11 protein-coding genes are annotated in these 13650 nt (G+C 47.6%); 10 read left to right on the top strand and 1 reads right to left on the bottom strand.

What is annotated here, in order from left to right; all coding sequences use genetic code 11:
- Positions 1 to 8: 8 nt before the first annotated feature.
- Entirely contained in the window at positions 9 to 551 is a 543-nt protein-coding gene (locus HPY27_RS00055; protein WP_017248955.1) for a hypothetical protein, read from the bottom strand.
- Between the two features lie 179 nt (positions 552 to 730).
- Here HPY27_RS00055 and dacB point away from each other — a divergent pair, with 179 nt between their 5' ends.
- From dacB to HPY27_RS00005, 10 genes are all read left to right on the top strand, one after another.
- Positions 731 to 3625 carry a D-alanyl-D-alanine carboxypeptidase/D-alanyl-D-alanine endopeptidase gene (dacB, locus tag HPY27_RS00050; protein WP_174224071.1) on the top strand — a complete coding sequence of 965 codons (2895 nt, stop codon included), beginning with the start codon at positions 731 to 733 and terminating at the stop codon, positions 3623 to 3625.
- Between the two features lie 166 nt (positions 3626 to 3791).
- Entirely contained in the window at positions 3792 to 4856 is a 1065-nt protein-coding gene (locus HPY27_RS00045; RefSeq protein WP_174224070.1) for an Ldh family oxidoreductase, read from the top strand.
- Positions 4857 to 4940: 84 nt separating this feature from the next.
- The gene (gene panD, locus HPY27_RS00040) at positions 4941 to 5348 is read left to right on the top strand and encodes an aspartate 1-decarboxylase (protein ID WP_017248952.1); all 408 of its coding nucleotides are present in this window, start codon (positions 4941 to 4943) and stop codon (positions 5346 to 5348) included.
- A 23-nt stretch (positions 5349 to 5371) separates the two neighbouring features.
- Positions 5372 to 6064, top strand: coding sequence for a YheC/YheD family protein (locus tag HPY27_RS00035; RefSeq protein ID WP_174224069.1), 693 nt, complete (start codon positions 5372 to 5374; stop codon positions 6062 to 6064).
- 188 nt (positions 6065 to 6252) lie between these two features.
- A complete protein-coding gene (brnQ, locus tag HPY27_RS00030; RefSeq protein ID WP_017248950.1) occupies positions 6253 to 7596 on the top strand; it encodes a branched-chain amino acid transport system II carrier protein in 1344 nt (447 codons plus the stop codon).
- 131 nt (positions 7597 to 7727) lie between these two features.
- Complete coding sequence (locus tag HPY27_RS00025; RefSeq protein WP_174224068.1) at positions 7728 to 8912, top strand: DUF418 domain-containing protein; 1185 nt, start codon at positions 7728 to 7730, stop codon at positions 8910 to 8912.
- A gap of 241 nt (positions 8913 to 9153) precedes the next feature.
- Positions 9154 to 10566 (top strand): FMN-binding glutamate synthase family protein, encoded by a 1413-nt coding sequence (locus tag HPY27_RS00020; RefSeq protein ID WP_106833166.1) that lies wholly within the window; start codon positions 9154 to 9156, stop codon positions 10564 to 10566.
- A gap of 5 nt (positions 10567 to 10571) precedes the next feature.
- Positions 10572 to 11366: a YqjF family protein gene (locus HPY27_RS00015; RefSeq protein WP_017248947.1), complete on the top strand. Its 795-nt coding sequence runs from the start codon at positions 10572 to 10574 to the stop codon at positions 11364 to 11366.
- A 127-nt stretch (positions 11367 to 11493) separates the two neighbouring features.
- On the top strand, positions 11494 to 12669 hold the full coding sequence (locus HPY27_RS00010; RefSeq protein ID WP_026043117.1) for an acyltransferase: 1176 nt from the start codon (positions 11494 to 11496) through the stop codon (positions 12667 to 12669).
- Positions 12670 to 12730: 61 nt separating this feature from the next.
- Positions 12731 to 13633, top strand: coding sequence for a DMT family transporter (locus HPY27_RS00005; RefSeq protein WP_174224067.1), 903 nt, complete (start codon positions 12731 to 12733; stop codon positions 13631 to 13633).
- Positions 13634 to 13650: the final 17 nt, after the last annotated feature.

The raw sequence follows: 13650 nt of genomic DNA, 5'->3' as shown, positions 1-13650 counted from the left end.
CTGTGGCGTTAGCGGGATATCGCTGTTATTTTTCGGACCGCTTCTTCTTGTGACAATTGGTTCAACTCCGTAAAGCCAAGATTGGACAGGGCGATCGTTTTCCCTTGATAGATCGGGTAAACGCCCTGCCAGAGACCTGCTGTACTGTACAGCTGTGATCCTCTCACTTTTCGCAAAAACAATAAATAATTCCCTTCCGACAGCGGTCCAGGATATTGCAGGTTGAGCGGACTGGAGGCATCGGGAAGCGGCTCTACACCAGTGCTAATCACAGTTAATGGTCTGGATGACCTGCCTTTTATCGTTCTTTTTACTTGGAGGTTTTGTGTGTAATTCACGATCTTGCCTTGGGGAACGCTGCGTCCCGTTGGATAAGGCTGATGAGCACCGTTTACCCATGCGATGACGATCAAGTCTGACCTTTTTACTAGATCGGCAAGAGAAGGATACGGTGCGGGATCTACTTGTACACGACCGATGTCAGTTTGGGCAAGTGCGGAGAATGAAAAGGCGCAGAGAAGTGACAAACAGAGCAGCAATCGATAGAACATGAAGCCATTTCCTCCAAACAAAAGAAGTTTTGAAGGTAGTATGAACGGAAAGGGTATCGTTCATGCCTGTAGACTTTTAGTATAATGGTAATATTCCGAATAAATAGAATACGTGCTATCATGATGGCGTACTGTGATTTGTTGGTTGAAATCGCCCAGACTATGACAAGGAGGTTATCATGAATCATTTGTTTGCTTTTCGACGTGTTGGTACGTGGTTTTTCGTGTTGGCTCTCTTGTTGCAGGTAGCAGCTTTGCCTGCACTAGCCAGGGAAGAGGTCACTTCCACTAGTCCTCTGGCACTCAGCATAGAAAAATTCATCGCCGATTTGAAAAATGACGAGAATAGCAAGGGCATGTACGCTGGAATCGCGGTTTACGATCTAACCGACAAAAAGTACGTATATAAGCACAATGCCGAACGTAATTTTATCCCGGCTTCCAACATGAAGCTGTTTACGACCATTGCGGGTCTGGATAAGCTGGGGCCGAATTATCAGTGGAAGACTGAGGTGTTTGTTTCCGGAAAGATAAATAATGGTGGCGTGTTGCAAGGGGATTTGATTTTAAAAGGCTATGGGGACCCTAGCCTGAAGCCAGACGATTTGCAGCAAATGGCAAAAGCCATCAAGGATTTAGGGCTCAAACGAATCAATGGAAACCTGCTTCTCGATGACAGCTATTTCGATGAGACCAGATTGGGTACGAGCTGGATGTGGGATGATGAACCGTATGGGTACAGCGCTCAGATAAGTGGATTAGCCGTAAATAAAAACTTTACGACGCTAACCGCAACCCCCGGTAAAACGGTGAACGATGCCCCTGTCCTGACCATGAATCCGGCTACCACATACATAACAGTCACAAACCAGTTAAAAACGACAGAGGGCAAGGAGAGCAACGTGCTAGTCGAGCGTCCGCGCGGAAAAAATGAAGTTATCGTATCCGGTACGATCGGGATGCAAGCAGCTCCTTATGAAGAAGAGGTCACGATGGAAGACCCAGCTTTTTATGTGGGCGATCTATGGAAGGATCAGTTGCTGAAACAAGGGATTGCCTTACATTCGAAGATCGAAGTGAAAAAAACAGTGCTGCAAAGCGGAGTGCCGCTCTATACCCACTTATCCAAACCGTTGAGTGAGATCACGGTGGAGCTCAACAAGGATAGTGACAACTTCTATGCGGAGATGCTTGTAAAGACGCTGGGGGTTACCCAGAAAAGTGAGGGGAGCTTTGATGCAGGCAGTGAAGCGGTAGCGGACGTGATGGAGCGCGCTGGCATTGAGTCGGGCTTCCGCCAAGTAGATGGCTCGGGGTTATCGAGATTTAATATGATCACTCCAGAACAGATGATCGAAGCCCTCATCTTTTTGCAAGAGCAAGAATATCGAACGGAGCTGGAAAAATCACTCCCAATCGCAGGGGTGGACGGCACCTTGAAAAACCGCATGAAAGGAACCAGTGCGGAAAAGAATCTAGCTGCTAAGACAGGTTCATTAAGCGGAGTTAACACAATGTCTGGTTATGTAACGGCAAAAAATGGTCATAAGCTGGCCTTTTCGATTCTGATCAACGGCATCTATAAATCGAAGTATGCGAGGGAGCTACAGGATCAAATCGGGATTTTGTTAACAACCTACCCGGATATTGCAGCACCGGAAGGGTTCAGCCCTCCAGAGAAAAAGACGTACCCACTCTCTTCTTTGATCGATCCCATCCTCGATACGCCGGAAGCAGCAGGTGTTACGGCAGGCATCATGATCAAATCATTGGATTCAACAGGTGATTCCGTCTTATACGAGCGGGATGCGGACACACTGCTTACCCCTGCTTCGAATCTGAAGTTGTTGACAACTGCCACAGCGCTGAATCAGCTTGGTTCGGATTACGTATTCAAAACGGAGCTGTATGGAGACGCACCAATCACCTCACCAGGCGTACAAAAAGGCAATCTATATGTGAAAGGATACGGTGACCCTGCTTTGCACACAGAGAATGCGCTTCAGGTACAGGAAGGTGTGTCGATTGAAAAAATAGCAGGGTGGATCAAGCAACAAGGAATCACACGTATCAATGGGAATCTCGTGATGGATGAAAGCTACTTTGACCAACAACGGCTTGGCCTCGGCTGGGCATGGGATGACGAGAGCTATTATTACAACCCGACCATTGGGGCTCTAGCATTGAACCGTGGGACGGTTATGATCGAATTCAAGCCCGCTAACGATGCTGGCGAACCAGTAGAAATCAACGTGCTTCCCAAAACAGCATACGTGCAAGTGATCAATGAAGCCAAGACCGTACAAAAAGGAGAAGAAAATACGTTTGCTATCCTGCGGGACCGTGGCACAAATACCATCAGACTGTCAGGGAACCTCCCACTTGATCACGAAGGCGATTACGAGCGTGTGCCTGTGGAAGAGCCAGCCAAGTACGTGGGGACCGTACTGAAGGAAACGTTGGAGCAGCAAGGAATTACGTTTGCTCCGAAAAGCGAAGTGCTGATCCAGCCAGTTCCTCCAGCAGCAGTGAAATGGACACAATTTGAGTCACTGACGCTGAAGGAAATCGTTCAGTACCTCAACAAGCGAAGTGACAATTACTACGCCGAAATGCTCCTCAAGACAATCGGAGCTGCAAAGAAAGGGGAAGGGAGCGCAGCGGCTGGGGCAGAGATCGTTATGGAATTCGTATCTTCGCTCGGCGGGAATACCAGCTTCGACATGATGGATGGATCAGGATTGACGCGCTACAATCTTATTTCTGCTCGGCACATCGCATCCGTACTAGAGGGAATGACGAAGGAATCGACATTTGCTCCTTATGATGAATCTTTACCCATAGCGGCCATTGATGGTACGCTGAAAAACCGCTTGAAGGACACACCTGCCGCTAATAATCTTCATGCGAAAACAGGTTCGATGACGGGTGTGAATACACTGTCGGGCTATATCACGACCAAAGGCGGGGAGAAGCTCGTCGTTTCGATTATGTTTAATGGCTATGTCAAAGATGAAGAGCTGTTTACCAAGATGCAGGACCAGATCATCACGATACTGGCCAGCTATGAATAGGAGTCAAGTAAAAAGGAGCCCCACTATCGGGAGCTCCTTTTTTGCGTTGACCGTCGATTGAACTGGGTCAATGCCTGTAGCGGTCAATCAGTGGGTGACATATCTATATTCAGATTAGGAAGCAGGCGAAGTACAGAACAGCGGTGAAGGAGGGGAAAAAGAGAAGATGCACCCTGCACTCTTTCATTGGAAGCGTTTGGAGCAAGTCGTAACAGAAGTGTTTGTACAGGCAGGTGCCAGACGCGAGCATGCAAGGCTTGTAGCAGAATCTCTCGTCCATGCTGATTTGCGCGGCATCGAGTCCCATGGTCTGGCGAGGCTGCCGATTTATATCCAACGAATCGAAACAGGCTTGATTGAATTGAACGATGAACCAGTGGTATGGAAACAGGAGGGGGCAACAGCACTGGTAGACGGCAAAAACCAGTTGGGTGCGGTAGTCGGGGTGGCGGCTTTGGAGGAATCGATCAAGTTGTCACAGCAGATGGGAATCGGGGTTGTTGGTGTTCGTCATTCCAACCACTTTGGCTCCTGTTCGTACTATGCAGAACGCTCGATCGCAGAAGGAAGGATTCTTCTTGTCCTTTCCAATGCCCCCGAAGCAATGGCACCTACAGGAGGGATACGCCCTTTTTTTGGAACAAACCCAATTGCGGTGGGAATACCGGCAGGGGAAGAGCCATCCTTTTTGTTAGATATGGCTACGAGTGTCGCTGCCAGGGGAAAAATCGCCTTAGCCGTAAAAAAAGGGGAAACGATTCCTGCCGATTGGGCCATCGATCCCGATGGGAAGGAAACGACTGATCCCACACAAGCCTTGATTGGCTCACTTTTGCCGATCGGGGGAGCAAAGGGCTATGGATTGGCGATGTTCATTGATATCTTGTGTGGGCTGCTAACGGGTGCAGCAACGGGACCACATGTAAAAAGCCTATATGACAATTGGAACGATCCACAAAACGTTGGACATCTATTCTTGACGGTAGATATTGAACGATTTATGCCACTGCCCGATTTTTGCGCCAGTATGGATGCATACATTCGTGAGGTGAAAAGCGTACCTACGAAGAAAGGGGTATCCGAAATTTTCATTCCTGGGGAGATCGAGAGCCGAAAAAAGCAAGAACGTATGGAAAACGGTATTCCTTTCGATCCGAATCTGACGAAAGAACTAAGCCAATTATGCCGCACCTATGGCGTCGATTTGCAGGCTGCGTATCATGTCCCTTAACCAGATTTCCTATCGTGGTAGGTTTCATGGACAATACATTGCACATAGACTAATGTCATCGGTTTGGAAAGGAGTGAACCGCCAATGCAACGACACATGTGCAAAGGCAAAATTCACAGGGCGACAGTTACGCAGGCCGAACTGGATTACGTGGGGAGTATCACAATTGACGTTGCTCTTATGGATGCGGCAGATATCAAGCCATATGAAATCGTGCAAATAACCAGTTTGCGTAATGCCACGCGCTGGAAAACATACGCGTTACCCGGGGCATCGGGTAGCGGAGTCATCTGTTTGAACGGACCACCTGCCCACCTATTTTCGCCAGGAGATCTAGTCATCATTTTGAGTATGGGCATGTACGATGAATCCGAGATCGAACAGCTTGTCCCCAAGGTCGTGTTTGTGGACGAACAGAATCGTATCACGAAAATAGAGGAGCATCATCTAATAAAGAATGGAGAGACACTGCCATTAAACCGCCAAACGTAGGAAAATGGGGCAAGCATAAGCACATGGTCCAAGACGAACTTTTGCAGGAGTATTTGCCCAAAACCCGCGTGTACTCTCCTGAAGAGCTATGGGAGTATGCAGAAGCGTTTACACACGTGATGCTGAAGCCTTCAGGAGGCGGCGGTGGGGCAGGAATTATTCAAGTAACGGCGCGAGGAGAAGAGCAGTATTTGGTTCATAGTGAAAGTCGCCGTCGTCTAGTGGATGGGAAAGAAGCCACGAGACGATACGTGGAATCGTTGTTTCGGCCAAAAACATACCTGCTCCAGCCACTTATCCCGCTTGGTAGAATCAACGGCAAACCTTTTGATGTGCGTGTCATGATCCAGCGTAGGAGCTACAAGGAGCCTTGGGTCATAACAGGGTGGTGTGCAAAGCTTGCAGGTCCGGGCTATGTTGTGACAAATGTAGCTCGCAGTCGTGGAAAAGTTTTACCCATCGGCACGGCAATCAAGCTGTCGAATATAGAAGCAGGTCCGCATCTCTTGAGTGACATCCGCACGGTAGCTACGGCGGTAGCTAATCGATTGGGAAGAGCCTATCCGACACTCCGGGAGATCGGTTTAGACTTAGGGATTGATGTGGATGGCAAACCGTGGATTATTGAAGCCAACTTCCGACCCGCTCTTTCTCTCTTTCAAAAGCTAGAGGATCAGTCCTTTTACAAACGAATTGTCTCCATGAGAAAACGATAAGAGGAAAACCACTTGTCGATGTTCAAACGGTAAGAAATGGCAGGTGGTTTCCTTTGTTTTTCTACTTTCAATTATTGTAGGAAAAATGATAATGATCTTGCAATTACAACTATGGCTTTGCTACTAGCGAAGGAACGCAAAAGTTGATAGAATGCCTCTCAATACGATGGGAGGTAATATACACGTCGATGATAACCTTGTCTAAGAAAGAAATGTTGCTGGTCAGTTTTATGCTGTTTTCGATGTTCTTTGGTGCAGGGAACCTTATTTTTCCACCCTATCTGGGTCAAGAGGCTGGTTCCTATGTTTGGCTGTCGATTGCAGGCTTTGTATTATCGGCTGTCGGTCTTCCTATCCTTGGAGTGATTGCCATCGCAAAAGCAGGGAGCTTTTACCAATTAGCGAGTCGTGTTCATCCAAGCTTTGCTCTTATTTTTCCTATTTTGATTTATGTGTCGATTGGACCCGCACTTGCTATCCCACGTGCAGGCAGTCTCGCGTACGAGATGGGAATGGCGCCGTTTTTGCCGGCACAAGCCGCTGATTCCACCTGGAGTCTTTTCTTCTATACGATCGTATTTTTTGGAATTGTCTTTTGGTTTAGTCTGACTCCTTCCAAATTGATTGATCGCTTTGGGAAAATACTGACTCCTGCACTGTTGACCATGATTGCCTTGATCTACATCAAGAGCTTATTCACACCACTGGGCCAAACGGGGGTACCAGCAGGAAAATATGCCTCCAATCCAGTTGTGCAAGGTTTTCTGGACGGGTATTTAACAATGGACGCTTTGGCTGCACTCGTATTTGGTATCGTGATTGCCAATACGCTGCGAAGCAAGGGAATCGAAGACAAAAAGCAACTGTCTGCGAATATGATCAAAGCAGGTCTCGGAGCAGGTATGTTGCTGACATTCATCTATGTCATTTTGGGATTGCTCGGTTCATCTGGAGCCTCTTTAGGTAGGCCGGAGAATGGCGGGCTGCTCCTGACAGCTATCATGAGGCAGCTATTTGGGACAAGCGGTACGCTGATTCTTGGTGTCATTTTTACCGTCGCTTGCCTTTGTGTATCGATTGGACTCGTAACTTCTTGCAGCCAATACTTTCATGGACGATTCAAAGGTTTGTCCTACAGAGGATGGGCAGTGATTCTCTGTGTACTGAGCATGGGAGTCGCAAACTTGGGATTATCGGAGATTTTAAGCGTATCTGTCCCGATTTTGGGCGCAATTTACCCAATTGCGATCGTGCTCATTTTGTTGGCGTTGCTAGAGCGCTGGATACCTGCTCATTCGTCTGTGTATATGACGACTGTCGCAGTTGTGACGGTTTTTGGTGTCGTGGATTTGATGAATCTTACGTTTTTTAATCAGAGCTGGAACGATATCTTGGGTGTTCTTCCTTTTTATAAGGAAGGGGCCGGTTGGATCATGCCCGCAATATTTGCTGGTTTTGTCGGTATTCTGCTCGATTTTCAGAATAGAACAAACCGCACAGGAACAGGAACAAAGACTTCCCCATCAAAATAAGGCAGCACGTAAGAGAGGGCTTCGTTTTCGCGAAGCTCTCTTGTTGTGGTAGAAGCATTTGTTACTTTTTTCGAGGTTCATTCGTATTAAATGTGTTAAAGCCTAAGGGGCAGTTGGGGAGGTTCATTTACGTGAAAGTAGCACCTGTTGCGGAAGGTGAGCGAATTCGGCAGCTAGACGGGATTAGAGGCTTTGCCCTCTTGGGGATCTTGCTGGTGAATATGCCGTCATTTTTGTATCCCATCATGTTCTTACCAGATGCAGGGATGGTCAATACCCATTCAGAAATGGATGGTTGGATAAGGCTCTTGTTTAACATGTTTGTACAGACGAAGTTTTACACTATCTTCTCGTTTTTGTTTGGGGTAGGCTTTTTTCTGTTTATGCATCGTGCCGAGAGCAAACAGCTGCCTTATCAGGGCCTGTTTGCTCGCAGATTATTGGTGCTCTTGATTGTGGGGATGGCACATCTTGTTTTCCTCTGGTATGGAGACATTCTTCATACGTATGCCCTAGCTGGTTTTCTTCTGTTGCTGTTTTACCACAGGCAAGAAAAGACGATCAAAAGATGGGCGTGGACGCTTTTGATCGGTGTGCAGGCCATGTACGCTCTTATGCTGACCGTTCCTGAAGACCTCGTTCCTATGCCAGATCAATCACTGCTCATACAAAAAGCAATCGATGCTTATACCAATGGCTCGATCATCGAGTGGTTGCAATTCCGGGTTGCTTACGAAATTCCGGTCGTTTTCTCCCTTGAGTTTATTGTTATCCTATCTGTTCTGCCGCTCTTTTTATTCGGATTTCTGGCAGCCAAGCGGGGAGTATTTGAGAGGACGGAAGAGTTTATTCCGGCCATTCGTCGCGTATGGTGGATTGCGCTGGGCTTGAGTGCTGTGCTTGTACCGATGATTCCGCTTATTCAATTCGGCATTGTTACATTTCCAGCCTCGATCTCGATTGCCGTTCAGACATTTGTTACCTGGAGCGGTCTTTCCCTGAGCGCTTTTTACATTACTTCACTTCTGCTTCTGTATCGGAAAGAGAGAGTCAAGCGCATGCTGAAGTATTTGGAACCGGTAGGCAGAATGGCGTTAAGCAACTACTTGAGCCAAAGCATCATCGCTGTATTGGTTGTGCGTGTTGGACATTTGTACGGAACACCTGGGTTGGCTCTCGGATTGGTGTTTAGCTTGGTGATCTTCACTGCGCAAATCTTCGTTAGTCGCTGGTGGCTCGCCAACTATCAGTTTGGTCCTGCAGAATGGCTGTGGCGCTGTTTGACATACGGCAAATTTGTACCAATGAAACGATAAGGAGGATCTCATGCGATTTGACACTATCATGACAATGGCTGTCGTGCTTGTGCTGACGTCCTGTTATTTTTATTTATGGAAAAGGCTTCGCTCGAAAACGTCCAGTTAATCTGGGCGTTTTTTCTAGCTTTAATGGCCAGGGGAGAGCGTAGGATAAAAGTGGCATGATTGGGGCAAAATTTTCCTATCTCACATACCTAGTAACAGCAGCAGCGCTCTGACAGTAGGAAGGAGAAAGAGGATGGCTGGCAATTGGATTTCATTTTTGATCGGCTCCTTTGTAGGATCGATAGCTGCACTCCTCGTGGTGGGACTGCTTTTGATCTGTCTTTTTCGACCTCTTACCCAGTGGCTGCTCGCCAAGTTCATGAAGCGCCTTATGTCAGACCGCTATCCGGAAAATATTTTTGAGATGGTCTCCGCCATGACCAAAGTCAGTCCACGCTACGTCCTGGAGAACAGCTTGCGAGCAGCTACTGGACAAGCCATCGAACGTCCTTTCGGAAGTCCGCGCAAGTTCTTGAACTTCGATAGCTTGATATTTTCTCCTGCACAGCTGGCCAAGCTGCCTTCGAGTGAGGATACAGAAGTGGACATGCAAATCACGATTGGCCCCATGGCAAAAAAGCCGTTAACCTTGGACATTCCGCTCATGGTAGGGGCAATGGGGTACGGTATCGGTGTAAGTGCCGATGTGAAAATCGCGATTGCAAAAGGAACGGCCGCAGTGGGGACTTTGACGAATACGGGTGAAGGCCCGTTATTGCCGGAAGAAAGGAAATTCGCCAAACACCTGATTCTCCAATACAACTCGGGAAAGTGGGCAAAGGAGCCGGAAATTTTGCGACAGGCTGACGCCATCGAAATCCATTTTGGGCAGGGGGCGACTGCAGCTGCCGCGAGCTTTATCCCCGCTGAATATATCCAGGGAAGAGCTGCTGAAATCATGGGGGTTCAGGATGAAGAGATGATTATCATTCCTTCGCGGCATCCGGAAGTATCGAAGCCGGAGGATCTCAAGAAGCTCGTAGACAAGTTGCGCACAATAACAGACGGCGTTCCGATTGGTGTCAAAATCTGTGCCAGTGCGATTCTTGAAAAAGACCTGGAGATTGTAATCCAAGCCGGTGTAGATTTTATCAGTATTGATGGCGGACAAGCGGGGACAAAAGGAGGACCTCCCATCCTGGAGGATGATTTCGGTTTGCCAACGATTTATGCGCTGACCCGGGCCGTGCGCTATTTGAAGAAGAAAGGTGTGAAAGAACGAATTACCTTATTGTCTGGGGGCGGATATAATACCCCGGGTGAGTGCCTGAAAGCAATTGCTTTGGGAGCAGACGGCATATTTATGGGGACGGCTGTTTTGTGGGCGATGACTCATGATCAGGTGACAAAAGCAATACCGTGGGAACCACCGACAGAGCTGACCACCTATCCTGGGAGCTTGAAAAACAAATTTGACCCCGATTCAGCCACGAAATACTTGGCTAACTTTTTTCTTTCGTTTGTGGATGAAATGGAAATTGCCATCCTCGCGCTGGGGAAAACGTCTCTTCGTGAAGTTACGGCTGCGGATCTCGTCTCACTCGATGAGATGACGAGCAAAGTGACGAAAGTACCCCTTGCCTATCATTCATCCTCTTCCAGTTAAAATGCTTGATCGACGTACGAATGGGAGGGATTCGTATCGAACAGAGGATCATCCAAATCAAGTCGGCCGCACAGTACAACGGATGGACCATGACACAGACGTGGGAGCATCTTCTTTTTTTACATTGGGCGATTTCACCAGCGTCTATCAAAGCGCTCATTCCAGCAGGACTTGAGCTCGATACATATGATGGCAAGGCATGGATCAGTATTATCCCGTTTTTGCTGAGTGGCGTGCGTTTGCATCGGATGCCATCCGTACCATTCACGACGACTTTCCCTGAAATCAACGTGCGGACGTATGTGAAGGCGAAAGGGAAGACAGGCGTGTATTTTCTTTCGCTGGATACGTCGAATCCCCTCGTAATCCAGATTGCGAAATTTTGGTACCGACTGCCTTATTATCGGGCCCAAATGACTTTTCATCGCCAAGGGAATCGGATCGATTTTACCTCTCGACGGCTATCTGGTCTACCTCAGTCACCCTGGTTCGAAGGTAGCTACCAGCCTCTCGCTGACAGATTTTTCGTCAAAGAGGGAACGCTGATGCATTGGTTGACGGAGCGATACACGCTCTTTTGCAGGTGTAACAGAACGAAGCAAATGATGTATGCGGATGTGGTGCACGAGCCGTGGCAACTACAGGAGACAGCCTTTCATATTCGTGAAAACTCGATGACCGAAAACCTGTCAATCCCACTCACGGATTCTCCGCATCTAGCCCTGTATTCACGTGGAGTACAAAGTCTTATTTGGCCGATTCGAAGTCTAGCGGATCTGTCTTCGGATCAAGGTGGATAGTAGTGACTGATACCAGTACAAAAGGGTATCAGTCTTTTGGATTTGAGGCTTGCCAGACTGACTTTTGGTCGGTAAGATGAGAGATAGCACTTTTTTTCGAAAAACAGGAAGGATCTGGTATTTGGTTATGGCTCGAAAAGAACGAATTGGTGAGTTGGATCTAATCCGGGCCTTTGCATTCTTGGCTGTGGTTTATCAGCATGTCATAGGCGTGTATATCCGTGAGCCGGGACTGACAGAGCAGGTGTCGATCGTCTACGGAATGTTGTTTCATTTGCTAAAATTCGCGGTACCTGCATTCATTTTCATCACGGGTCTTGTTTTGTTTTACAACTACTCCGAAAAAGTGAACTATATTTCCTTTACACGTAAACGGGTAACGGAGATTTTGGTTCCGTATGGAATATGGTCGGTGGTTTATCTTTACTTGATGGAGAAGCCCTTGGGGGAGGGAGCAGGTTTTTTTTGGAATGTATGCAAAAATTTCCTGACAGGGACATCCTCGTATCATCTGTGGTTCGTCGTGATGATTTTTCAGTTCTATCTTTTGTATCCGTTTTGGCAAAGAGTATTTGAACTTTTCCGCAGATTCGTGACAAGCCGCTTTCGTCTCGTTGTCGCTCTTGGTGTCTCCGGATTGGTTTATGGGGGCCTCATGTGGTTTTCAGCGCGGTACATCCCCGCGCACGGTTTCCGATTCGATATGAATTGGCTTGATACATATTTCATCAAATACCGCGATCGAAATGCGTTCTATTATTTCTATTACTTTTTGTTCGGTGGCTTGGTCGCTGTCACGCTGCCTGCATTTCGTGCACTCCTGAAAAGATACTGGCAATGGATCATTGTTTCAGTTGGTGTCCTGTACGCAGTCATTGGCTATGAACTTTTCCGTGATTCAGGGCAAGGCCAGATCAATTTAAACGTAGCGACATCCTTGAAACCGTCCATGTTCCTCTATACGATGGCTTGTTTATTGGCTGTGTACGCTCTCTGCCTATGGATGAGCAAAAAGCAGTCCAAATGGACACATTGGCTAGGGCTCCTTGGGAAATATTCGTACGGAGCTTATTTGATTCATGCGCTGATCTTGACGTACTTGATGAAGATTTTGCGCGAGCTTCAGCTTTTTCACACGGGCGTGTGGGGTAGTATGGTAGCATTCGCCTTGTGCTCCATTCTTTCTTTTGCCATATCATATGGGCTGGGAAAACTGCCGTTTGGTTCCTGGCTGGTGGGGGCAGCAGAGAAAAAGACAAAAAAGATCCCGTCATCTCAAAAAGAATGGCAAAACGCGGGTTAATCGCAAGCAGTTTGGCCATATGTAGAGAATTGTAGGAGGTTGAAGGGAGAAGCGAGTCGTCATGCTGTTAGCTTACATTCAGTTAGCCTTGGCTATGGCCTTGGTCGGAAGCAACATCTCCATCGGTAAAGAAATTGTTTCCCATGTTCCTGTGTTTTTGTTTTCGGAGCTGCGCTTTTTGCTCGCGATCATCATCCTATTGCCGCTGCTGGCTATGCGTGGGGAATGGAAAACGTCTTGGAGCCGTGAGGAAGGCAAGGTGTTATTCTGGCAGTCGTTTTTCGGCGTGTTTCTCTTTAGTGTATGCATGCTGTACGGCGTTCAGTGGACGACGGCTACTGCGGCCGGTATCATTACGAGTACGATACCTGCCTGCATCGCCTTGTTTTCGTTCTGGATTCTCAAGGAAAAATTACACGTCAACAGCTTAGTGGCGATCGGTCTCTCAGTGGGCGGCATCGGCTTCATTACGTTCACAGGAAGCGGAGTGGACCAAAACTGGGTAAGCATGCTTGGCAATTTGTTCGTATTTTTTGCAGTCGTCAGCGAAGCGCTTTTTACGATTTTCGCCAAAAGACTTTCTGGGAAAATTACGCCTTTCCAAATGACGGCTGCAATTAATGTCATCAGCTTTGTCTTGTTTCTTCCGTTTGCGATTTGGGAAAGCTTGCGGTTTGATTGGAGTGCTGTACCTGCAAATGTATGGTGGCTTCTTGTGTACTATGCGATTACGGCTAGCGTCTTATCCTTCTTTCTCTGGTACAAAGGAGTGGAGAAGGTGGAGGCCTCCAAAGCTGGCTTGTTCACTGGAATGATGCCGATAAGTGCTGCTCTCGTGGCTGTCTTTTTCTTGAACGAAGCATTTACTTGGATGCATGGAGTGGGGATGATCCTCGTACTCGCTTCCATTTTTATCGGTACACAGCAGCCACGTCGTATATGTTCCGTAAAAATAAAGTTGTAGACTGGCGCTGTCGTTAA

The sequence above is a fragment of the Brevibacillus sp. HB1.1 genome (assembly GCF_013332445.1).
Taxonomy (GTDB): Bacteria; Bacillota; Bacilli; order Brevibacillales; family Brevibacillaceae; genus Brevibacillus; species Brevibacillus porteri.
Note: the sequence above shows the minus strand (reverse complement) of the source record. Positions and strands in the feature narration are given on the sequence as shown.

Excerpts from the sequence above, each read along its gene's own strand:
- HPY27_RS00010 (WP_026043117.1), top strand. The coding sequence starts at position 11,494 with ATGGCTCGAAAAGAACGAATTGGTGAGTTGGATCTAATCCGGGCCTTT.
- panD (WP_017248952.1), top strand. The coding sequence starts at position 4,941 with ATGCAACGACACATGTGCAAAGGCAAAATTCACAGGGCGACAGTTACG.
- HPY27_RS00045 (WP_174224070.1), top strand. The coding sequence starts at position 3,792 with ATGCACCCTGCACTCTTTCATTGGAAGCGTTTGGAGCAAGTCGTAACA.
- HPY27_RS00005 (WP_174224067.1), top strand. The coding sequence starts at position 12,731 with ATGCTGTTAGCTTACATTCAGTTAGCCTTGGCTATGGCCTTGGTCGGA.
- dacB (WP_174224071.1), top strand. The coding sequence starts at position 731 with ATGAATCATTTGTTTGCTTTTCGACGTGTTGGTACGTGGTTTTTCGTG.
- HPY27_RS00055 (WP_017248955.1), bottom strand. The coding sequence starts at position 551 with ATGTTCTATCGATTGCTGCTCTGTTTGTCACTTCTCTGCGCCTTTTCA.
- HPY27_RS00035 (WP_174224069.1), top strand. The coding sequence starts at position 5,372 with ATGGTCCAAGACGAACTTTTGCAGGAGTATTTGCCCAAAACCCGCGTG.
- brnQ (WP_017248950.1), top strand. The coding sequence starts at position 6,253 with ATGATAACCTTGTCTAAGAAAGAAATGTTGCTGGTCAGTTTTATGCTG.
- HPY27_RS00020 (WP_106833166.1), top strand. The coding sequence starts at position 9,154 with ATGGCTGGCAATTGGATTTCATTTTTGATCGGCTCCTTTGTAGGATCG.